Annotated in this window: 18 protein-coding genes and 1 tRNA gene; 8 read left to right on the plus strand and 11 right to left on the minus strand. The window is 64.8% G+C overall.

All coding sequences use genetic code 11. The annotated features are described in order from the left end of the window. Positions 1-531: 531 nt before the first annotated feature. The 4 genes from OEJ36_RS15780 (at position 532) to OEJ36_RS15795 (ending at position 5903) form a co-directional block, all read left to right on the plus strand. A complete protein-coding gene (locus OEJ36_RS15780) occupies positions 532-948 on the plus strand; it encodes a DUF4398 domain-containing protein (RefSeq protein WP_263402287.1) in 417 nt (138 codons plus the stop codon). 9 nt (positions 949-957) lie between these two features. Continuing rightward, a complete protein-coding gene (locus OEJ36_RS15785) occupies positions 958-1731 on the plus strand; it encodes an OmpA family protein (protein WP_263402288.1) in 774 nt (257 codons plus the stop codon). 101 nt (positions 1732-1832) lie between these two features. Further along, entirely contained in the window at positions 1833-2240 is a 408-nt protein-coding gene (locus OEJ36_RS15790) for a response regulator (RefSeq protein WP_263402289.1), read from the plus strand. A 63-nt stretch (positions 2241-2303) separates the two neighbouring features. Continuing rightward, positions 2304-5903, plus strand: a complete 3600-nt coding sequence (locus OEJ36_RS15795) for a transporter substrate-binding domain-containing protein (protein WP_263402290.1) — start codon at positions 2304-2306, stop codon at positions 5901-5903. A gap of 972 nt (positions 5904-6875) precedes the next feature. On the opposite strand, the gene OEJ36_RS15800 is transcribed toward OEJ36_RS15795, so the two are convergent. From OEJ36_RS15800 to OEJ36_RS15850, 11 genes are all read right to left on the minus strand, one after another. Then, positions 6876-7742 carry an alpha/beta hydrolase gene (locus tag OEJ36_RS15800; RefSeq protein ID WP_263402291.1) on the minus strand — a complete coding sequence of 289 codons (867 nt, stop codon included), beginning with the start codon at positions 7740-7742 and terminating at the stop codon, positions 6876-6878. A gap of 169 nt (positions 7743-7911) precedes the next feature. Next, positions 7912-8538 carry a response regulator transcription factor gene (locus OEJ36_RS15805; protein WP_263402292.1) on the minus strand — a complete coding sequence of 209 codons (627 nt, stop codon included), beginning with the start codon at positions 8536-8538 and terminating at the stop codon, positions 7912-7914. A gap of 1123 nt (positions 8539-9661) precedes the next feature. Then, positions 9662-10519: a reverse transcriptase domain-containing protein gene (locus OEJ36_RS15810; protein WP_263402293.1), complete on the minus strand. Its 858-nt coding sequence runs from the start codon at positions 10517-10519 to the stop codon at positions 9662-9664. Next, a complete protein-coding gene (locus OEJ36_RS15815; RefSeq protein ID WP_263402294.1) occupies positions 10512-11054 on the minus strand; it encodes a fimbrial protein in 543 nt (180 codons plus the stop codon). Before OEJ36_RS15815 ends, OEJ36_RS15810 begins: the two co-directional genes overlap by 8 nt. Beyond that, positions 11051-11545, minus strand: coding sequence for a fimbrial protein (locus tag OEJ36_RS15820; RefSeq protein ID WP_263402295.1), 495 nt, complete (start codon positions 11543-11545; stop codon positions 11051-11053). Before OEJ36_RS15820 ends, OEJ36_RS15815 begins: the two co-directional genes overlap by 4 nt. Beyond that, positions 11542-12033: a fimbrial protein gene (locus OEJ36_RS15825; protein ID WP_263402296.1), complete on the minus strand. Its 492-nt coding sequence runs from the start codon at positions 12031-12033 to the stop codon at positions 11542-11544. The genes OEJ36_RS15820 and OEJ36_RS15825 overlap by 4 nt, the downstream gene beginning before the upstream one ends. A gap of 34 nt (positions 12034-12067) precedes the next feature. After that, complete coding sequence (locus OEJ36_RS15830; protein WP_263402297.1) at positions 12068-12823, minus strand: fimbria/pilus periplasmic chaperone; 756 nt, start codon at positions 12821-12823, stop codon at positions 12068-12070. Between the two features lie 23 nt (positions 12824-12846). Further along, positions 12847-15390 carry an outer membrane usher protein gene (locus OEJ36_RS15835; RefSeq protein WP_263402298.1) on the minus strand — a complete coding sequence of 848 codons (2544 nt, stop codon included), beginning with the start codon at positions 15388-15390 and terminating at the stop codon, positions 12847-12849. 110 nt (positions 15391-15500) lie between these two features. Further along, entirely contained in the window at positions 15501-16001 is a 501-nt protein-coding gene (locus OEJ36_RS15840; RefSeq protein WP_263402299.1) for a fimbrial protein, read from the minus strand. A 100-nt stretch (positions 16002-16101) separates the two neighbouring features. Continuing rightward, positions 16102-16662, minus strand: coding sequence for a fimbrial protein (locus tag OEJ36_RS15845; RefSeq protein ID WP_263402300.1), 561 nt, complete (start codon positions 16660-16662; stop codon positions 16102-16104). Between the two features lie 214 nt (positions 16663-16876). Beyond that, positions 16877-17851 (minus strand): fimbrial protein, encoded by a 975-nt coding sequence (locus OEJ36_RS15850; protein ID WP_263402301.1) that lies wholly within the window; start codon positions 17849-17851, stop codon positions 16877-16879. 905 nt (positions 17852-18756) lie between these two features. Here OEJ36_RS15850 and OEJ36_RS15855 point away from each other — a divergent pair. From OEJ36_RS15855 to OEJ36_RS15870, 4 genes are all read left to right on the plus strand, one after another. Continuing rightward, positions 18757-18966 (plus strand): hypothetical protein, encoded by a 210-nt coding sequence (locus OEJ36_RS15855; protein WP_263402302.1) that lies wholly within the window; start codon positions 18757-18759, stop codon positions 18964-18966. Between the two features lie 414 nt (positions 18967-19380). Then, positions 19381-19941: a type 1 glutamine amidotransferase domain-containing protein gene (locus OEJ36_RS15860; RefSeq protein ID WP_263402303.1), complete on the plus strand. Its 561-nt coding sequence runs from the start codon at positions 19381-19383 to the stop codon at positions 19939-19941. A 513-nt stretch (positions 19942-20454) separates the two neighbouring features. Continuing rightward, a tRNA-Arg gene (locus tag OEJ36_RS15865) sits at positions 20455-20529 on the plus strand. Between the two features lie 25 nt (positions 20530-20554). Continuing rightward, positions 20555-22861, plus strand: a complete 2307-nt coding sequence (locus OEJ36_RS15870; RefSeq protein ID WP_263402304.1) for a hypothetical protein — start codon at positions 20555-20557, stop codon at positions 22859-22861. The last annotated feature ends 132 nt before the right edge of the window (positions 22862-22993 follow it).

The raw sequence follows: 22993 nt of genomic DNA on the forward strand, positions 1-22993 counted from the left end.
TTCGCTGCGCTCTACGCCATCCTACGGCGCTGCCCCAACCCACGGCGCTGACCGATGTGTAGGGTGGATGGCGCTCTTTTCATCCACCAAACGGTGCCGCCTGGGAGCGCGGTGCCGGGGCAGCCCTGCGGCCTGCTTGGCGACTGAAGTCGCCCCTACATGGGCCGCGAGCCAGCCTGTAGGTCGGGTGCAACCCGGCGTTTGGGGTGATGGGTTTCGCTGCGCTCTACGCCATCCTACGGCGCTGCCCCAACCCACGGCGCTGATCGATGTGTAGGGTGGATGGCGCTCTTTCATCCACCAGGCGGTGCCGCCTGGGAGCGCGGCGCCGGGGCTGTGCATCGTGAAAATTCGCCCAGCAGAAGCGAAATTTCCCACAGACCCCGGCCGGCGCCCGGCGCTAGGTTGGATCCGTGAGCAGCCGACGCGTGAGCCACACCGGCGCCGCGCTGCCACCGCGCCCCGAAAGCCGGAGCGCGAGTACGCCCCCCCGAAGCGGGCGGCATTCGAAGCATTTCTCCGGAGTCATTGATGTTTCCTCGAATTCCCAACCAGCGTGTCCACCTGGGCGCTTTCCTGGCGGTGGCGTGCACCGCTCTCGCCGCCTGCTCCAGCCTGCCGCGCCCCGACCAGCAGGTCGCCCTGTCCCGCTACGCCGTGAACCGCGCCGTGGATGCCGACGCCACCCAGTACGCGCCCCTGGAGATGAAGGCCGCCCAGGACAAGCTGGTGCAGATGGAGCGCGCCCTGGGCGCCATGCAATACGCCGAAGCCGAGAAGCTCGCGCAGCTGGCCGAAGCCGACGCCAACCTGGCGGAGCAGAAGGCCATCGCCGTGCGTGAGACCGAGGCCCTGAAGCAAGCGCGTGACGGCATCGACGTGCTGAAGAAGGAGATGCTCGACGCGCCCTCCTCGCCGACCGCGCCCACCTCCCCCGCTGCCCAATAAGGATCGCCCATGCGCCCAGCCCTCGTTATGCCCGTTCTCTCCGTGCTCGGCCTCGCCCTTGCCGGCTGCGCCACCCCGCCGGAGAACCCCGAGCTGCTCAAGGCCCGCGAGGCCTTCTCCCAGCTCACCAGCAAGCCGGAATCCAACACCCTGGCCGCACTGCAGACCCAGGAAGCCAGCAAGGCCCTGAACGACGTCGAGGTGTATTCCGAGCTGGATCGCGAAGCCCCGGAAATCGACCACCTCGCCTACCTGGCCAACAGCAGGATCGCGCTGGCGGAGCAAACCATCATCGCCCGCAAGGCGACAGCGGACCTGAAGAAAACCGACAACGAGCGCACCCAGGTGCAGCTGGAAGTCCGCACCCAGCAGCTCAAGGCCCTGCAAGCCCTCAACGCCAAGCCCAGCGAGCGCGGCCAGGTGGTCACCTTCGGTGATGTGCTGTTCGACACCGGCAAGGCCGAGCTGAAGTACGGCAGCCAGGGCAACCTGCAACAGCTGGCCACCTTCCTCAGCGCCAACCCCGAGCGCCAGGTGCGTGTCGAAGGCTTCACCGACAGCACCGGTGGCGAGCAGCTCAACCTCAAGCTCTCCGAGCGTCGCGCGGAGTCGGTTGCCCGCGCCCTCGAACGCCTCGGCGTCGACCGCAGCCGCGTGATCACCAAGGGCTACGGCCCCGAGTTCCCGGTCAGCGACAACGGCTCCATCCAGGGCCGCCAGCTCAACCGCCGGGTGGAGGTGATCATCTCCAACGGCGCGGCCCCCGTGAGCGATCGCAGCTAACGGCAAGGCTTCACCGGGGGTGCCACCGCCGCCCCCGGTTCCCGCTTTTCATCCAAGGCCAGGGCCGGCCCGCGATGCCGGCACGCAAGGAGCACCACGCCATGCACGATGAACCGATCCACACCCTTCTCGTCGTCGACGCCCAGCCAATAGTCCGGCTGGCCATCCGCGAAGTACTGAGCGACAAAGCCTTCAATATCATCGGGGAAAGCACCCGGGGCGATAGCGCCCTGCGCATGATCAGGGCCCTGGTGCCCGACCTCGTGCTACTCGACCTCGACCTGCCCGACCTGGATGGCCTTTCCGTGCTGGCAGAGATCAGGCAGATGCCCTTCCAGGTTCCCGTGGTCGTCTTCAGCGCACTGCCCGCCGACCGCTTCGCGCGCCCCTGCAAGGAGCTCGGCGCCGCGGCCTACGTCAGCAAGAAGGCCAGCGCCGACCAGCTTGTCGCAACGCTGGTTTCGGTGGCCACGCAAAGTGACTACCTTTCCAGCATGCCGCCCGATTGAAGCCACCTCGTCCCTGCGAGCCGAGCCTTGTCGGTCACCTGCCTCAACCCATGGAAAGTCACGATGCCGCTCCCACTCCTGTGGCCCCTGCTGCTCACCTGCCTGTACCTCCCCTTCGTCACGGCAGAGGAACAGCCCGTGCTGTTCAGCCACTCCGGCGCCCAGGCCATGGCGCTGCCCTTCGATGCGGATGACCTGCGTTGGCTCCACGACAAGCAGGAACTGGTGATGGGCATCGCCCCGCCCAACTTCCACCCATTGGAGATGACCAACGCCACCCGCGACTTCGAAGGCGTGACGGCCGACTACCTCGGCCTGGTCGCGCAATCCCTCGGGCTCGCCGTGCGCCTGCGCGCCTACCCCGATCGTGAGGCAGCACTGGCTGCCCTGCAACGCGGCGAGCTGGACCTGCTCGGCAGCGTCACCCCCGAGGAAGCCGCCCGCTACAGGTTGCCGCTCACCCGGCAGTACATGGTCGACAACCCCGTGCTGGTGGCCCGGCAGGACCTGGAGCCACGCCACTGGGAGCAGCTCAAGGGCCTGCGCCTGGCGGTGCCGCGTAACTACCGCCCGCTCGATGCGCTGAAGGCGCGCTACCCGGAAGCGACCCTGCTGCCCTTCGATGCCGAGGACCAGGCCATCGCCGCCGTCGCCTTCGGCCAGGCCGACCTGATGCTCAGCAATGCCCTCTCCGCCCAGTTCCTCATCAGCAAGGCGTACTCCGACTATGTGCGGGTGCTGGGCACGCTGCCGCCGGAAGGCCATGGCTACGCCTTCGCGCTCAACCCTCGCGAACCCAGGCTCCAGCAGCTGTTCGACACCGCCCTCGAGCGCATCCCCGAAGCGCAGAATGTAAGCATCCACCGGCGCTGGGGGGATCGGCTGATGCTCGGCCTCGCCCCGCTGCAGTTCTCCGACGCGGAGAAACAGTGGATCGAGCAGCACCCGGTGGTGAAGGTCGCCGTCGCCCACTACCTCGCGCCCATCTCGTACTACGACAAGCAGGGCAATCACCTGGGCATCACCGCCGACCTGCTCACGTTGCTCGCGGCCAAGACCGGCATCAAGTTCGAGGTGACGGCCTTCGACGGCTACCAGGGCTTCTATGACGCGGCCCGGGACGGGCGCATCCAACTGGTCGCCGGCCTGTCACCGGACGGCGCCCGGGAGCGGCTGTTCCACTTCACCCGGCCCTACCTCTACTCGCCCCAGTTGCTGGTAAGCCGCGACACGGCCGATGCGCCAGGCAGCCTGGCGGCCCTGGCCGGCAAGACCCTGGCCCTGACCCGGGGCGACTCGCTGGCCGCGATGCTGGAACAGAAGTACCCCGAGATCCGTATCCACTGGGTGAAGTCCGCCCTCGAGTCCCTGGCGCTGCTCGGCGAAGGCAGCGTCGACGCCACCCTGCTTCCCGAGCTGGTGGTCAGCCACAACCTGCCACGCATCACCCGGGACAGGCTGCGCATCACCGCCGCAGCGGACCTGCCACTGGCGACCCAGGCCCTGGCCGTGCGGCGGGACGAGTTCGAACTGTTCGGCATCCTCGACAAGGCCATCCGCAGCATCCCCCCGGACACCATGACCGAGATCGACAACAACTGGCGGACCAAGGCCCCGGTCGCGACCCCGAGCTGGCATGACTACATCACGCTCATCTACCTGATCGCCGGCGGCTGTGCCCTGCTGCTGCTCATCGCCCTGGTCTGGGGCCTGTCCCTGCGCCGGCAGAATGCCCATCGCCAGCAGGCGGAACGGGCGCTGGGCGACCAGATGCGCTTCATGGAGGCGCTGATAAACGGCACCCCCAACCCCATCTACGTGCGCGACCTGGAGCGGCGCATGGTGCTGTGCAACCACAGCTACCTGCAGACCTTCGGGCGCGAGCACGGCGAGGTGATCGGCAGCACGGTCAGCAACCTGCCGGTGGAGGAACAGGCCGAGTTCGATCGCGACTTCCAGAGCATCCTCGCCGGTGGGCAACCGGTGATGAAGGACCGCGTGGTGCACATCGACGGCCGCACCCTGGCCATCTACCACTGGATGCTGCCCTTCCGGAATGCCGACGGCGATATCGTCGGCATCATCGGCGGCTGGATCGACATCAGCGAGCGCCAGCAACTGCTCGCCCAGCTGCAGGACGCCAAGGAAGCGGCCGACGAAGCCAGCCGCGCCAAAAGCACCTTCCTCGCCACCATGAGCCACGAGATCCGCACGCCCATGAGCGCCGTCATCGGCCTGCTCGAACTCGCCCTCAAGCACGCCGACCAGGGGCGCCTCGACCGCGACAGCATCGAGGTGGCCCACGGCTCGGCCCAGGGCCTGCTGGCGCTGATCGGCGACATCCTCGACATCGCCCGCATCGAAAGCGGCCGCCTCAGCCTCAGCCCCGAGCGCGCCAACCTGCGCCAACTGCTGGAATCGGTGGTGCGGGTGTTCGACGGCCTGGCCCGGCAGAAGGGCCTGCGCCTCACCCTCGACCTGGACAACAGCGCCAACGACGACCTGCTGCTGGACCCACAACGCCTCAAGCAGGTGCTCTCCAACCTCGTCAGCAACGCCATCAAGTTCACCGACCAGGGCTCGGTCAGCGTCATCGCCCGCACCGAGCCGGAGGGCGACGACTTGCGCGTACAGATCGAGGTGATCGACACCGGCATCGGCATCTCCGCCCACAACCAGCAGAAGCTCTTCCAGCCCTTCGCCCAGGCGCCCGGCAATGGCTTCAGCACCCGTTCCGGCACCGGGCTGGGCCTGATGATCTCGCGCACCCTCTGCGAAATGATGGGCGGCCAGCTGCAACTGGAAAGCGAGCTGGGCACCGGCACGCGCATCGTCATGGCGCTGCGCTTCGGCCGGCTGGAGCCCCTGGCCGCCGAGCCCCTGCGCCCCATCGAGCCCGTCGCCGAGCCGGTGTGCCAGGCCTTGAACGTGCTGGTGGTGGATGACAGCTACGCCATCCGCAAGCTGCTGAGCGACCAGCTCGCCTACCTCGGCCACCGGGTGAGCCAGGCGGAACACGGCGAACAGGGGCTGGCACTGTGGCAGCCCGGCGCCTTCGACCTGGTGATCACCGACTGCAACATGCCGATGCTCAGCGGCTACCAGCTGGCCCGGCGCATCCGCGAGCGGGAACCGGGGGAGCAGCCGACGCTGATCTGGGGCTTCACCGCCAACGCCCAGCCCGACGAACGCCAGCGCTGCCTCGATGCCGGCATGGACGATTGCCTGTTCAAACCCATCACCCTTGGCGAACTGGATGTGCGGCTGCGCACCATCGCCCCCCGCGCAACGCCGGCGCCCGAACAGGCGCCCGTCGCCCCGGCCAGGGCCTGTTTCGACGTGAAGGAACTGGAGCACTTCACCGGCGGCGATCCCGGGCTCACACGCCGCGCCCTGGAAGGCATCCTGCAAAGCCACCGCATCGACCTGCAACAGGTGCGCAGCCTGCTGCAATCCGATGGCCAGCACGGCGTCGTCGAAATGGCCCACCGCATCAGGGGCGCCGCCGACATCATCCGCGCCCACAGGCTGATCGACGCCTGCGAACGGCTGGAAGCCGCCTACCGCGACAACGCCCCCCACAGCGAGCTTCGCCAACTGCTGCAGGACCTGGAAGCCACCATGATTGAGCTGGATGAAGAGCTGCTCAGGTTGATGGCGTAAGAGCAGCTGGAAGACGGGAGCTGGAAGCCGTAGGAGCGAATTTATTCGCGATGGAATATCCGGCCGCTCGCAGCTTCGTGCCTGTTGAAAGTCTTTCGCGGCTGAAGCCGCTCCCACAGGAGGTGCCCGCAGCGGGGCCGAACAGGGTTGCGTTGGGCCTCGCTGCGCTCGGCGCCAACCTACGGCACCGCGTTCAACCCACGCCATGAAGCCAACCGCTGCGTAGGGTGGATGACGCTCTTTTCATCCACCAGGCGATCTCCCCGGAAGCACCTGCGCTGGCAACACTGCGGCCTGCCTGGCGACTGAAGTCGCCCCTGCATGAAGCGTGGTGGGGGGCACATTTCGTGGGGCGAATTCATTGGCTCTGTCGGCGTTAGCTGTTGTGGTTTTAATGCAAGCGCTAAAGCACGGCGCTTTCCGGGCATTTATGGATTTCTTCCACCTCCACTGCATGGGTTTCGCTTCGCTCGCGGAACGCCGCCCGACCCATCCTACGAAAGCCCGTGCGCACCACGTGGCGATGCGCTGGAGCGAAGAAAGTTGGAGCAGCCGCCAACGCCCCTCCAGGAGGCCGAACGCAGTCGTTGCGCCGGGGGACGAGCGGCATGGATGCCGCGAGAGGCGCGCCAGGCCATGGATGGCCCATCGCGCCGGCCCCCAGAGCGGCGATGGAGTGAGGGAACCCGACGCAGTCGGGCCGGATGATGGGGCAAGCGTTTTTGGTTCCTTTTTTGGCGATTGAAAAAAGGGACTCGCCCGGGTGGGCGAAACCAGAAGCATCACCAGAACTCGGCAATCAGCTGGGCCCAATTCTTCTAGCAACACTTAACGCAGACAGAGCCAATTCATTCGCGATGGAGCATCCCGACCACTCGCAGCCTCGTGCCTGTTGAAGGTCTTTCGCGGCTGAAGCCGCTCCCACAAAGGGGGCCCACCACGGCGCCGCACATTGCGTGGGCGCCGATGCCGCTAGAGGTACTGCGCCAGCCAATCCATCTGATAGCCGATCGCCCGGTCGAAGGCCCGGCCCTCGTAGAGGTCGTAGTGCCCGGCCTTGTCGATCACTTGCAACGCCTTGCGGGCCCGGATGCGGCCGTACAGCTCCAGGCCCTGTTCGGGCGGGTTCACCTCATCATCGCCGGCCACCACCACCAGGGTGGGCGTGACCACACGAATGGCCACATCCACCGGTTTGTAATGGGCCATCTCCCAGACGGTGAGAAAGGGGATCTTCACATCCATCTGCGGGTAGAGGGTTTTGTAGCGCTCGAAGAAGGCCCGGGATTGCGGGTCCGACATCACCTTGGGGATGGGCACGAACAGATCCTTGCGGGTATTCAACCGGCGCGCCTGCATTTTCTCCAGGGTTTCCAGGAATGCAGCCCGCTCCGCCACCGGCAGGCGGCCGGTGATCAATGCCTCGCCGTTGGCGAACGGCATCTGCAACAGCAGGCACTTCAGCGCCGCGTTGCGACTGGCGGCCACCAGGGCGTGGCAGGCGCCCAGGGAGGTGCCCCACAGGGCGATGCGCTCGGGGTTCGCCCAGGATTGCGCCTTTACCCAATCGATAACGGCCAGCACATCCACCACCTGCTGCTGCGGCACCAGGCGGCCACGTTCGCCATCACTGGCGCCAAAGCCCTGGTAATCAAAGGTCACCGCCAGCAATCCGGCATCGGCGAAGGCTTCGGCATAGGCCGGCAGGAGGATGTCCTGGATGCCGCAAAAGCCGTGGCACAGCACCACCACCGGAGACGGCCTGGCTCTGATCGAGCCATATACCCGGCCGCTCAGATGCAGGCCCGAGCTGGGGATGGAGACGCCTTCATACTGCATGGTTTGACTCCTTGTGGGTTTCAACGGGCAGCAGTCGCCCGCGCCACTTGATGGGCGGCGATGCGGTTCTGCGTGCAGTCGGCGCGATAGCGCCAGGTTCAGGGTTAGCGCCAGGGGCGCAGTGATTTACGGATGGGCGATCGGTGGCCGATACGCAAGGCGCAGCCGGCTAGACCACGCCATTGCGCTTGGCGAACTCCACCAGGCCCACCAGGCTCTGCTCGCCCACCTTCTCCTGCAGGCGCGTCTTGTAGGAGCTGACGGTCTTGTTGTTGATCAGAATCTGGTCGGCGATCTGCTTGTTGGTGTAGCCCAGGGCCAGGTAGCGCAGCACCGTCAGCTCGCGGTCCGAGAGGCTGTCGAGCACCTTGGCATCATCGCTGAGGGGCGCATTGGGGTCGTCGGTGGTCATAAAGGCATCGGGAAAGTAACGGTAACCCGCCATCACCGCCTTCACCCCGGTGGCCAGGTCAGCCATGTCCTCGCGCTTGTACACGTAGCCATGGGCGCCGGCACGCAGGCAACGGGCGGCATAGAAGCCCGGGTCCTTGCCGCTGAGCACCAGCACCCGCGGCGCCGGCTCCAGGGCCCGCAGCCGGCCGATCAGTTCCAGCCCGCCCAGGCCGGGAATGTCCAGGTCCAGCAGCACCAGCTTGGGCAGGTGCTCCCTGGCCAGGCCCAGGCCATTGAGGCCATCGGCCGCCTCCCCGACCACGGTATGGCCCTCACGCTCGAGGAGCATGCGGGCGGCCATGCGGACGATGGGGTGGTCGTCGATCACCAGGATTGTCGACACTTTTCGGTCTCCTTTTCAGCGGGTGCCATCGATCAGTCCGGCGAGATCACTACGACGGCGGACGCGGTGGATTTCCCCCCCTGTGCGCCGTCCCCCGCGTGGACCGTCACGGACAGGCCGAGATCTGCGGGGACCCCGGCCTTGACATCGATGCGTACGGGCCTGTCGCGGGCGTCTATCCCGTGAACGGTTACCTCGCCCCCTAAGTCAGGCACCCCGAAGTTCAGGAGCCCACCAGGCCCGGTCCCTGTAGCTTGAACCAGTATCGATCCGTCTTCCTTACACGTCACTACCCCGCGAACAGCCCGTGAGCGCGTAGCTCCCGGCCATGCCTCGATCAATAAGTCATCAGTTGTAGCGACGCACCGACTTGGTCCCGCAGCAGCCGACCATACGCCGACTGTGTCCACACACTCGTAATACGTCGTACGCCCCATGTTCTTGGCACGGCATGCAGCAGACCTCTGAATTATTTCTGAGGCCGCACCCCAGGGCGCCCACAACCGGTGGGTCAGTTTCCACGAGTGAGGGCGGGCATTGGTATCCTCGATTGCGCTGACTATCCCGGCGGGCGGTACCCCCCCGCCGGGGTCGGGCGTTTCGCCGGTGAGTAACCCGGTTTCAGGCACACTCATAAACGCTTCCTCTTTTTTGTTCGAATAGACACCAATTGTGGCGTAGTACCAGGCCGTCGCCTTGCCGTCCGGGCGCGCAGCGGCGTCTGCCGTTTCACACGCAGTCTGGTACGCGCAGTAAATCCCGGGGCCGCTGCCGCCGCACGGGTTGTACCCGGGCGGGCGCGGGCGCTGGCACACAAGCCGTCCCCACCCACTGGCAAATCGGGTGTCTGTTGACATATAACGGAATCCGCCGGACGTTACGACGGTGTCTCCGCTCCCGGGGTCTCCATGCGCGGTGGTTGCGGAAACGAGCAATACTACAGTCGTAATGGCCGTGCGGAGGCGTGCTCGTAGGCGTACGTCCGGGTGGAGCCCCGCGCCGGTCCAGATGTGTTTCATGTGCCTGTCTCAAGGGCGTCGAAGCGCCATCTATTCCACCGCGTCTCATACACCCGCACCCTCTCCAGGGCCTCGGCTTTGCCGAGCCCCCTGGCGATGGCTTGCTAATAAAGCCGCGCGCGTCGTTCACGGTGGTTGTGTAATGCCCGTGGGGCGATACCCACCCCATTGGGCGTAAACCATGCACCCAGCCAGTCGAACCCCCTGGCCGTTCGGCCGAGCTGGGTCTTGCCTGGGTGCACACTGAAACCGCCTTCGGCGAAGTACCCCTGCAAACGGGCGATTGCCCGCCGCAATGGCCAGCGCTTGTGGGACAGCAGCAAAAAATCATCCATATAGCGCACATAGAGAATGCCGCTGCGGCCCGCCAGGTCGCTGTCCACGTGATGCAGCAGCGTGGCGCCGATCAGCGGGCTGAGCGCGCAGCCCCTGCAGATACCGTAGCGCGGCGTATGGAACTCGCCCGCATCCTCGACGCTGTAGTGCAGGTACTGCTCGATCAACCCGATAGGCACGGGGTCGCACAAGTGGCGGCGGATAAGCGCAGCCACCTGCTCCTTGCGGATATGCCGGTAGTAGCCGCGGATATCCGTGCGGTAGACGAAGGGGTAGTCGCCGGAGCTCACCGCCTGCGCTATTTCCACAAGCACCTGCCGCCCACCATGCCCGCGCACATGGGTGCAGCGGCGGTGCAGGGGCAGTTGCTGCTGTACCTCCAGGGCCACCCACTTCAGTACCAGGGCATCCCGCGCGCTCCATTGCACCCAGCTGCGGTCTGCGCTGCGATGCACGCCCATGGGTGACAGGCGATAACGGCCAGCCAGCACCTGGTCGAACAGCGCCTGGTTGCGGTGGGACCAATGGAAGCGCAGGTCCCAGATATCCGCGTTCGGTGGCGTATGCCGGCGACGTGCACAGACCCAGTGATAGGCCTGCGCCCAGTTGCCCTCAGCGCTATTCATAGCTGACCTCGAAACTCGCCACGGCACTGAAGGTGCCGGGCGTGATGGCCGACTGCGGATCAGCGCCCAGCCGCTCGGCATAGGCCTTGAAGCGCAACAGGTTCTCGCCCTCGACGAGCGCTTGCGCCGCGCTGGGAGTGCCCAGGGGCAGGGCTTCGCCTTCGGCCGTTTCCAGGCCGATGACGATATTGCCGGCCTGGCTCCCCGGCGCCAGCGTCAGCATGCCGCGACGGTCGCTTTCATCCCCCCGGAAGGTGACCCGTACCCCGTGTTTCGCCGCCGAGATATCGCACTGCTCCAGGCGCAAGGCGAAGGCGGTGCCGGGCGTGCGCCCCTGGTCATGGAGCGACTCGAGCCGGATGTTGCCGAGGTTGACTTCACTGCGCTCGCTTTCGCTGGCGACGACGCAGGGCTTCATCACCAGTGCGCCGTGGAAGTGCATGTTCTCTTCACTGCGGGCAGTCAGGCTGAACAGCAGCATCCAGCCCAGCAGCCAGGCACGGTGGCTGGTGTCGAGCCGGGTTCGCGCGCTCATTGGTAGTCCGCCTGCAGGGTGGCCGTGGCGTCGAAGGCGCCTTCCGCCAGTTCGGCACCTGGCCGCTGCACCGGCACCGCTTCCAAGGCCGGCGGGTGGGCAGGGTCGATGGGCAGCTCGGAATCCAGCGCCAGGGGCTGGCCATCGTGCAGCAGGCGGATGCCGAGGTCTGGCAGGCTGGTCTGCACGGCGGCACGGTCGAAATCGCTGCTGGCGCCGTGGATGCTGAGCACCACGGAGCGGTCCCGGGCGCTTGCCTGGCACTCCAGCTGGTAGTCGATGAGCTTCCTGTAGTGGACGCCGTCGATGTCCTTCACCCCCAGCTGTTCGCCGAAGTCCACATCGATCATGCCGCCCTGGTTGACTACGCAGGATGGCGCTTCCACCAGGGTGCCGCGAAACTTCATGTTCTCCTCCGCCACGGCCGGCAGGGGCTTCTGGGCCAGGGTGCCGGCCAGCAACAGGGCCAGGAGCAGGCTGCTGTCCTTCATTGGTATTCCACCTTGAGCGTGGCACCGGCCGTGAACGCGCCCCCCTGCAGGCGAGCATCGTCCTGCTTCACCGGCACGGCGTAGAGCGCGGGCGTGGCCTGGTTATCGAAGGCGTGGGAACCGCTGTTGACCTCCAGCAGCTGGTCGTCGGCGTACAGGCGTATGCCCAGGCCTTCTGCCGTGGTGCGCAGCGCGGCGGAATCGAAGGCGGCAGCGGTGCCGGCGAGCGTCAAGGCCAGGCGCCGGCCTTCGGTGCCCTTGCAATCCAGCCCATAGGTGATGGGCGTGCGGTAGTTGTTGCCGTCGATCCTGGAAACCACGATTTCACCGAAATCCACTTCAATGGGCTTGTTGCCGTTGATCACGCATTGCGGCCGCTCGACCACGGTGACGATCACCCGGAAGGTGGTCGAAGCCGCCTGGGCCGGCGCGGCCACAGCCGCTGCCAGGCAGGCGCCCGCCAGGGCCAGTGCCTTGATTCGCTTCACGCCACTCTCCTTTCCCGGCCCTTGCCTGCCGGTATCAGCCTTGTTTCTCGACGGGCGTGGCCTTGCAGGTGCCGCCGTTGCAATCGAAACGCAGCTGCGGGCGGCCGCCGTAGTCATTGATGTAGGTGAGCACCGGGTTGGCACCGAGGGCGGCAGCCGGCACCTTGAGCGGGGCATTGCCGCGCGGCTCGAGCATCAGCGGCTCGAAGCCCTGCGGGGTCTCGCCGGTGGGGGTGCTGGCAGCGTCGACTACGGTCACGTAGTAAGGCGTGGGGTTGTTCACCCGGTAGCTGTCGCCTTCACGGGTGAGGGTCAGCTGCTCCTGCCAGGCGGCCGTTTCCAGGCCCTTGGCCGGCACCAGCGCCGCCGGGCGGTAGAACAGCTTGATGCGGGTTTGCAGGGCGATCTGCAGGGAGTTGGGCTTGTCGCTGCGCGGGGGGATTTCCCGCAGGTTGAAATAGAACAGGCTTTCCCGATCCTGCGGCAGCTGGGCCACGGCGGGCAGGCTTTGCACCTTGAGCTGGCTCTTGGCACCCGGTTCGATGCGCTGCAGCGGCGGCAGCACCACCAGCGGGGAATTGACCTTCTTGCCGCTGGCATCCTCCAACCAGCCCTGGGCCAGGTAGGGCAGCTGCTTGTTCTCGTTGCTGACGCTGAGGCTGACGGATTTCTGCCCGGCCTCGAACACCACGCGGGTGCGGTCCAGGGCGATGGCGGCCTGGGCCTGCTGGGCGCCCAGGGCGCAGAGCAGCAGGGAGCCAATCAGGGGAGTGAGGCTGAAGTACTTCATGGGGCGTGTCTCGGTTGAATTCATCAGTGTTGGGCCAGGGCCTGGCCGGTGCTGTGGGTCTTGGCGATAACGGCCAGCGGCACGCATTCCAGCTGCCAGGCCTGTTCGATACCCGGCAGGTGTTGCGGCAGGGTCACCTTGCAGCGCTGCTCGCCGTCCCAGCTGAGGGTCATTTCGCCACCGGGGCGGATGCCGCTGAGGTAGAGGCTGCCGGCGTCGCTGACGATGCCCACGGCCTGCTCGCGGTCGTTGGCCACGGTGGCGCCGAAGGGCGGCGCGGAGCCGTCCGGCAGGTGCACCACCACCATGGCCTTCTGCCCGGCCACGACGTCGAAGTGGCGGTAGCCGATGGCGCCTTCGGTGAGGGTCGCCTGGGTCACGGAATTGATGGCTTCGGCGTCGTCCGGCATGCCGTCGAGGTCGATGCTCAGGCGGTTGCGGTAGTAGCTGGAAATGTCTGCCACCACGGCCTTGCCGAAATGGTTGGTCTCGGTGGTTTCGCCGTAGCCCTGTACCGGTACGCCGGGCACGCCGTCGGCATCGAGCAGGATGCGGGTGCCGCCCTGTACGCCGCTCCGGTGCAGCGCCGCGCCCTGCAGGGTGGCGGTGGCGCCGCCCTGTACCGACATGGCCACGGTGGAGTAGCGGCCTTCCTGGTAGCTGGCGCTGAAGTTCATATCCGCCATGTTGCCCTGGTGGCTGAGGTAGCCGCTGGCGGAGTGGCCGCCGTCGCCGGTGCCGGCGCTCACCTGGTAGCTGTCGTGGTCGCCGATGCGGTCGTAGTAGCTGAGCTGGTGGTCGACCTGGTGGTTGCTCACCGAACTGGAGTAGCTGATGGAGCCGGCGCCGTCCCAGGGCATGGAGACCGACACGTAGTAGCTGTCGTCCTGGATGCCGTTGTAGACGCTGCGCGAGGCGGTGAACGACAGGCTGAGGTTCTTGAAGCGGCCGGCATCGAAGTAGCGCGACAGCGACAGGCTGTAGTTGTCGGTAGCCTCCTGCCCCCAGTAGGTCTGGTGGCCGTAGTTGAGGTAGGCGGAAACGCCCGCCTCGCGGAACTGCTGGTTGAACATCACGGTGTACATCTCCTTGCTGTTCTGCCAACCACGCTGGCCGTACTCCAGGGCCGAGAGGTAGTCGCTCATGGTCATGTAGTCGCGCTCGGAGAAGCGATAACCGGCGAAGGTGACCTGGCTGTCCAGCTCGTCGAAGCTCTTGGAGTAGCTGATGCGGTAGGAGCGGCCGCTGAGGCGCCCTTCCCGCTCCAGGCTGGCAGTGGACTGGGTGACGTCGAACGACAGCGCGCCGAACTGCATCAGGTCGCGGCCGACACCGATGGCCGCCGCCGTGTAGCCCTCGCCACCCAGGCCGCCGCCATAGAGCGACCAGCCATTGCTCACACCCCAGGAGAATTCGCCAGCGCCGAAGGCCGGGCCTTCCAGGTTGTGCTCCCAGTCCGAGGGGCGGCCGGCGGCGAGCTTGTAGCGCACGGTGCCGGGGCGGGTGAGATAGGGCACGTCGGCGGTGTCCATCTTGAACTCCTGCACGCTGCCGTCCTGCTCTTCCACCCGCACATCCAGCTGGCCCTGTACGGCTTCGTTGATGTCCTGGATGCGGAACGGCCCCGGGGCCACCTGGGTTTCGTACAACACCCGGCCCTGCTGGCTGACGGTGACCTTGGCGTTGGTGCGCGCCACGCCGGTGACTTCCGGCGCGTAGCCACGCAGGTTGGGCGGCAGCATGCTGTCGTCGGTGGCGAGGCTGGCCCCGGCGAAACGGAAGCTGTCGAAGATGCTGGAGCTGAGGTAGTTCACGCCCAGGGTCAGCTTGGCACCCAGGCTGGGAATGGCCCGGTAGGCGTAGTAGCGGCTCCAGTCCAGCTGCGTACCGCGCTGGCTGCCGGGGCGGTCGTCGTAGCGCGCCTGCCAGTCGGCACGGATTCGCCAGGCACCCAGGTTGGCACCGAATACGCCGTTGCCGCTGATGTCGTTGCTGTTCTGGCCGCCATCCAGGTGCTGGGACCGGGCGTTGAAGTTGTAGTCCAGCACCAGGCCGGAGATGCCGTCGTCCCAGCGAGACGGCGGGTCCCAGGTCTCGGAGCTGTATTCCAGGAAGGCCTGGGGAATTTCCACATAGAGGGCCGCCGCGCTCAGGTCGCCACGGGCGGTGGCGCCAGGCAGGCTGGCGAGGTCGAGGCACTGGCCGTCGGCCAACCATTTGAGTTGTGCGGTGGCGTCGGGCTTGAGGCCGAATTCTTCCACCAGTTCGGGGTTGAGGCAGGCCAGGCTGTCGCCCGCATCACCCTCGGCGGCGCGGAAAGCGATCTTGTGCTCTGGCAGCTCCTCCTTGTTGATGCGAACGGTCATTTCGTATTCACCCGGCATGATGTAGTTGCCCCGGGCGAACTGCCCGAGGTCGATGTTGCTGCGGTCTTCGAGGTCCAGGACTTCGGTGTTGAACTGGATGTCTTCCGCAAACGAAAAACCTGCAATGGGCCCGGTCAGAGCCGTAACCAGAAAGCCAGCCAGCGCACGAGCGAATACCGCCCCGGAGCGAGAGGAGAGCATTGCCAAAACCTTTATCTACTGTGCGAACAGCAAGAGCCTTGTGCCCTGCGACTCACTCGACCAACGGGACTGCCGCCATCTCCAACACACGGCACACAGGCCGCCCGGCTTCAGAAGTAGTCCATCTTGAAACGCAGGGTGGAGTGGTAATCACCGAATACCACCGCGCGCCCATCGGCCACGAGCCGGATCGAATAGCTCAGCACGCGATCCTCCGGAATTCGCCCCCCCTGGGAGAGAGCCACCCCCGGCCGGAAGACATTCCCCTGCCCATCCACCACCTGCAGCGCCAGCCCCTTGGCCCGCCCCTCCACCGCGAACAGCCCCTGGGCCGAGCGCCCATCGAAGGCCAGACGGAAGAAGCGCGACGCAGGCAACGCCTTGCCCGGGCTCGACAAGGTGCAGTGATCCAGCCGCAGTGAAATGGGGTTGGCCTCACTGCGCCCGCCACCCAGCCATTCGCGGGTGAGCATGCTCTTGACCTCGATGACCTGGTCGCGAGTCGGGGTGCTGATGGCACAGGCGGACTCGAGCACGGCACCACTGAGACTGACTCGCCCTTCATCCGATGCACGCACGCCACCGGCAACCAGCACGCCAAGCAGCAGCACCGCCCTGACACCTATGCACGAAAACATCCAGCACCCACACTCAGCGATTCAAGGCGGCAAAAAACAGGGCGAGGCGGGAGCACGCTCTCGCCCCGGCCCTTCACTGATAGCTCAGGCGGAAATCAGCCACGGCCTTGAAGTCGCCCGGCACGATCTTCTTACTGTCGCCATCGCCCTGCATGTAGGCACTGAACTGCAGCTGGTTGTCGCCGTTCTGCAGCGAGGCTGCTGCGGAAGGCGTACCCAGCTTCAGGGGCTTGCCGTCCAGATCCGCCAGCACGATGCCGGCGCCCTTGGCCTGACCGGTAACAGCCAGATGACCGTTGACGCCTTCCTGGCCGGTGAAGGTGGTTTGCACCGTTTTGCCGGTGGGGACGCTGCATTCGGTCAGCTTGATCTGGAAGCTCTTGGGACGCGACTTGCCGGCACCGTTGTCCGCCTGCAGGACCACATTGGAAATGGAGCCGAGCTCGACGACTTGATCGGCGGACTCCGCATCGATGGAGCAAGGCGCATCGATGATGGAGCCGGTGAAGGTCACGGTGCCGGAACCCTGGTCGGTTACCTTGCCACCAGCCCCACCGGAATCAGCCCCTTCTGCAGCGATGGCGGCACCCGAGAAAGCGCCGGCGATCATTGCGGCGAGCAGTAGTTTTTTCATTGCGTTATCTCCTTGGCTAAAGCGGGCTGAGGCAGCAGTCCCGGGGACTCGCTCTCATCCGCTGACAGGGAGAAGTTTCGGGGAGCACCCCGCTGGCGATCTGCAAGAAATTTCAGCTTTAGCGTAGGAAAATTCAGCGGGTGCGGATGAAGCGTCATCCGCCCAACGAGCATGCGGAGGCTCTAGAACAGAGCCTCCAGGGGAGATACCAGCATCACTCGTAGTGGAGGTTGAAGTAGGCCAGGATGTTGATCTTGCCGGCTGACACGTCGTTTTTCGTCTGGTAGTAGCGCGCGATCAAGGGAATCGAATGGTTACCGCCTTCGGGGCCGGAGTTGCCGAAGAGCGTCTTGTGCTCCAGCTGAATGGGCGCCTGGTCGCCATGGCCTTTGAGCAATTGCACACCCACTCCATTGGCCAGCCCCGAACCCTCGCTGTTCTTCAGCACGCTGTGGTTCAGGTCATCGCTCAACCCCGTGATCGTGTACGAAACACGTAGCTCCGGGTCGCACATCAGGGGAATGTCGAATGGCAGCGGCCGGGAGGTGGAGCCGATGCCCTTGAAGTCATTGATGTAGGAAGTGCGCAGCGCGACGTCGATGTTCTTCCTGCCCAGGCGGCAGGTGCGGATATCCAGCGTGAGCATGGTGGGGGTGAACATCAGCTCGTTGGTGAGTGCGTTGTCGTAGTAGATCTTCACCGGCTGGATGCTGAGCGAGCCATTGCTCGGCGTATCGCTGGTCTTGATCAGCTGGATCCAGAAGCGCTGCCCCGGGGCGTAGTGGTCGCGCGGAATCGGCCTGCGCTTGCGCGGGTGATGCATCAGCTCCCCCGCCATGATATCGGCCGGGGGGTTGTTGGCGTTCTGTGCCCAGCCGACCCGCACCCCGACGCCCGGCAGGTTGGTGGTGTAGACCGCTTCCAGGCCTGACACCGCGCTGGTGCCTGAGGTGAAGCCGGTCCCCACATGGTGCTGGAATAGGCCGTTGCAATCCACATAGGTTTCGCCCGAGCCGACCCAGCCATGGGTGTCATAGATCACGCCGCCCACAGGCAAGTCGCGGGGAAAGCTGAGCAACGCCGGGAAGGCGTGACGGGTCTCCCCCTTGGTCCACAGATAGCAGGACCAAGCCTCGCTGGTGAACACCAGAAGCGTGATGGAAAGAACACAACGCATGTAGCGGGACATAGCTGCACTGCCCTTCGTTTGCCAAGTGAAGGGGCCATGCTAGCGACGACACGTGATCGCCCAAATCAGTGCTGTCTCTTCCGTGCTGTAGGCCGTTCCCGAAAGGGTTAAGACTGCGCCGCATGCACGCAAAAAGCGGCACCTGTAGGCCGGACACAACCCGACAAGGTCGGTGACAGGCACTCGCGGGTTACACCCGCCCTACGCCGATCCGGGCCGCCTTTTTGTGGGAGCGGATTCATTCGCGACCAGCCTCACCGACGAACCGTTGGGCCTCGCTGCGCTCGGCGCCAACCTACGGCGCCACCCCACCCACGATGCCCACCCATGCGTAGGGTGGATGGCGCTGTTTTCATCCACCAAACCGTGCCACCGGCGAGCACATTGCGTGGGCCAGGCCTGTAGGTCGGGTGCAACCCGACAATGCCGGCACCAGGCACTCGCGGGTTACACCCGCCCTACTCCGACCCGGGCTGCCTCTTTTGTGGGAGCGGATTCACCCGCGACCAGCCTCACCGCTGGCCTCCCCCCCTCCGATTGACACCCCGTCCCCGAATCCATAACGTTGCCCCGCTGCCCAACCTGGGCAGCCGGGATTGGCGTCCCGAAGTAGGCAAGGAAGGTGCATTAGCCTCGGCTCGGCACCTGGCATGGTCGCACCCGTGTTGTTTATGGGCGGGCCGTGCAGGGCATCTTCGGATGCGCCGGTCTCCTTGTCCCGGTACGCCAACCTGCGCGGCCCACCCACCCTGATTGGCGTCAGGGCGTGGAACCCTACGTAGACGGGAGTCAACCATGACCTCACCTACCCCGCTCCACTACCACGACCCGCACCTGCCACTTCTGCGCATCTAGAAGGAGGTGGCAGCATGAACAGCGACCTCGAACATCGCCGTCTGCATTAATTGGCCGACCGCCTGGAATCACGCCTGAACACCGTACGGGTGCTCGCCGAAGTCATTCTGGACAACGCCGCCATGCGCGAAGGCATCCCCGGGCCCTACCTGGATGACTTGCGGGAGGCCGCGCTGATGGATGCGCTGATCCACCTTGCCCGCAGCAACCAGGAAGACTTCCAGCACGTGGCGAAGCTGGCGCAATTACCGTTGCGTTGAGGGTGATGGATTTGCGGCCCCTTTGCATGAGGGGCCGCTTGGGGCCGGTAGGTCGGGTGCAACTCGACATTTGCGGTGATGGGTTTCGCTGCGCTCGCGGAGCGCCGCCCGACCCATCCTACGGGCCGTGGGTGCAGCCGGCATTTTGCGCTTGAACCCTGCGCGGAGCTGATCGGGGTGTGGGGTAGATGGCGCTCTTTTCATCCACCGTGCGATGCCGCTGGGGATGCATGGCGGTGGCAGCCTCGCCCGAAAGCGAATACCTGAGGCGTAGCGACACTGCACACCCGAATCGGGTATCCGCTGAGCGAATCATTCGAACTTATCGGCATGGTCTCTGCCCACTCAGAAGGCTCGCGTGTTCTCCAGCACGTTTCCCGCGCCTCACGAGGCGCTTCTGCGAAGAGGTCCATCATGAGCATGAATCTGCAAGGCAAGAAGGTTCTATTCATCACTGCCAATTCCGGGATCGAGCGCGATGAGCTGCTCAAGCCCATGGAGGCCCTGAAGACCCAGGGGGCCAAGGTGACGCATGCGACGGTCAAGGGTGGCGAAGCCCAGACCTGGGTCCAGGACAGCGAAAAAGACGTGACGGTGAACTCGGACACGACCCTCAAGGGCCTGGACGCGATCGATTTCGACCTGCTGGTGATCCCGGGCGGTACGGTGAATGCCGATACGCTGCGCCAGGATGCAGACGCCCAACGCCTGGTGCAGGAGTTCGCCTCGGCGGGCAAGCCGGTCGCGGCGATCTGCCATGGGCCCTGGCTGCTCATCGACGCCGGCGTGGTCGACAGCAAATCACTGACGTCCTACTCCAGCGTGCGCATCGACCTGGTCAATGCAGGTGCGAACTGGGTAGATACAGAAGTAAAGGTCTGCCCGGGCAAGGGCTGGACCCTGATCACCTCGCGCAACCCCAACGACCTGCCCGCCTTCAACGCGGCCATCGGCAAGGCCCTGCAGGCGGCCTGATCGACACTACAAAGAGCGCCGCCGGGCACATCACGGCGGCGAGCCAGGGCCGCCTCTTTGTGGGAGCGGATTCATCCGCGATCAGCCTCGCCGACGAACCGTTGGGCCTCGCTGCGCTCGGCGCCAACCTACGGCGCATATCCAAACCAGGGTGCCGCCGGGAGCGCATTGCGGAGACCGTGATTGGCCTGTAGGTCGGGTGCAACCCGACGCTTGCGATGATGGGTTTCGCCGCGCTCTACACCATCCTACGGGCCATGGGTGCAGCCGGCTCTTTGTGCTTGAACCGTGCGCGGAGCTGATCGGAGTGTAGGGTGGATGACGCTCTTTTCATCCACCAAACGGTGCCACCGGCGAGCACATTGCATGGGCCGTGACTGCAAATGGCCGATAGCAGATATAGGGCGTGCAAGCGGACTGCTCTTGCCTGCTCAGCACCACATCGAGCTCTACGATGAAGTATGTGGAGGGGCTTCACATCTCGTTGGTGTTACCCGACAATTCCCGCTCTACTCCGGGGTAGTTCAGCGGTAGAACACTCGGCTCCTAACCGGGTGGGCGCTGGTTCGAATCCAGCCCCCGGACCCATTACACCGCACGGTCATGAGGACACATGTCCAGGCAAGATACCGAATCTGACGGGACACTTGGCATCGGCGCGGGTTATGCGATCTTCCAACTGTCGAAAGCGTTGATCGCTCAGGACAACAGTCTCAGTGAGGAAGCGCGCGCCAACGCAGCCGAACGGATCATGCGCTGGCAGCAGGTGATTGCGCATGCTGTACAAGGCAGTGCGCAATACGGCTCACGCACACCGTTTGTGGATATACCAGCCTGGGTGACGCTGGAAGTCAGTACCGGCGGCTTTGCCACCGGGCGTCTGCTGGCCGGTGGTGAACTGACAGAGTATGAACGCGAACTGGCTGCATCGATTCGGGGCGTCCGCGCGGGCGCTGAACGGCTTGACATCAATACGTGGCATCTCACTGATGAAGGCTTGGAAGCGCTGCAGCACCGCCTGATTAGGGGCGATTACCGGATCGATGTGCCGGAGGAAGCAGCACTACCGACCGTGGCCTGGCTGCTGGGGCGACAGCGTGCGGAGGAAGCTCGGAGGCTGATCGAAACGATCGTGCCGTTCTTCGACCGTCTGCGGTTCTTTCCGGCACCTGCGCAGGGGCTGCCGGTCTCGGCGGCAGAAGTACATGTCTTCCCTGTCGGTGAGATCAAGCAGCAGCTTGCGACGCTGCCCGCTCAATCACGCCTGGCTGTCCAGAAACAGGTCATTGAAACCCGTCTGCCACTGTACGACGCGGCCATCAGCCATTTTCTCTTGACCTACTTGGAGGAATGGCCTTGCCGGTGTTATCCGGAGGGATGGCACGAAAAGGCAGCAGAGCTTTGCACCCGCTTCGATGCCACCTGCCGCGCTGGCACTCCCTCCAGGAGCCGGGTCGTGGAGTTGTACACATTGCTCGCTCACTGCTCCCGCGCTCCGAGCACGCTGACGGGGCGCCAAGTCGGACGTATTCGTCGAATCGTCGGTGATTTCGTGCGCAAGCATGGTCTTCCCGATTCGGACGCCCATCGCGAGTACCGGTCCAGGCAGAGGTGGGAGGTGGCCGCACCTGGGCATCACCTCATCGCAGAAGCTGTGTCGGCGCGCTTGGCGCGATATCCGACTAATGCAGGAATTTCCGACTTCTCCTCCCTGTCAGAGCCGATCACCGCCGAGGAATCGGAAGCCTTCAAGCTGACAGAGGGAATCGGACTTCCAAAGGCGATCCACCGGCGCCTCGAACGTTGCCGCAGTGGGACGATCGCTGAATTGATCGATTGTGGAGTAATCACCTCAGGCGACACCATCGCCCAGGTGTTGCCCGCGATGACTGCCGAGATCCGCAGCGCCGGATTCCGTGATGCTGTACTGCGCATGCTGTATGCAGCGACGTATCGATCGTTCCGCCGTCGTCGCTCGTTACTGCTGCTGAACCTTCAGAACCAAGTCGCCCTGAACGAGTTGCCGTGGGTCGCGGCAGTAGAGGGAGACCGCCAGCTTCACGCCGGCGCGGCGGATGCCGCTCGCCAGGCGCTTGTCGAAACGTCGGCATTGACGCTCTCCGCCTTCCCGCATGCAATCCTGCCCAACAAGTTACTGCAGGAGTTCCACGCACTGGCCAAGACTGCGAAATTGGATCTTCCATTCGTGGACGAAATCGCCGCAGACATCTTCATGGGTGAGTTTTCGAACAAGTTCATTGAGGCCGCTAGACGTGCGGCCAGGCTCATAGCGGGGACCTTGTACGCCCGCTACTACGACATAGACACGGATGCGTTGGCCACGATTCCCGACAGGCCGAAATTGCAGACGCCGGAACCCTGGTGGCAGCGTTCACAAAACGGCAGCGATGCGTTGACGATCCTGAGCGCGCGTCGCGCGAAGTCCGAACTGGGCAGCTGGCATCCCGCGACCAACGGGACGATCATCGAGCAGCAACAGATCCTAACTACGCAGAATCTCGCGCCCCTCTTCTGCGAACTCGATCTGAAAATGCTGTTGCAATCACGCCTGGGGAAACTTGCTCTGACTTGCTTCGAATGGATCTGCGCACGCCAGCAAATGCGGACTGCGTGCTATCACGCGCGCCTCGTGATGCTCAAGAACACGGCTTATGCTTGGCGCCAGATGGTGTTCTATCTGTCCATGCTCGACGAGTCTGGAAGGTATTCCGCGTTCGCAGACATCGAAAACCACTTCGCAGCGCAGCCCGCAGCTTTTCGGGACAGGTTTCTGCCCGCCATGAACGGGCTGCGCTTGGCAGCCGCTGGTCACCGGCTACCTCAGAGCGAACCTACTGACGAAGGCGCTCGCGTTTTTCTCGGATGGTCTACCAATCCGCATTGGTTGTTATCGTCGTAATTGACCTGCCCGTATAAATACGGAGACAGGGTCGCTTTTGAAACCTGCTTCTGACCGATTGCAGTCGGTGACGACGGGTAGCTATCAGCCAGAAGCGGACTCTAGGCGATACGATCTAGGTGCCGGGGTTGA

It is taken from the genome of Pseudomonas sp. PDM13, assembly GCF_025685765.1.
GTDB lineage: Bacteria > Pseudomonadota > Gammaproteobacteria > Pseudomonadales > Pseudomonadaceae > Metapseudomonas > Metapseudomonas solani.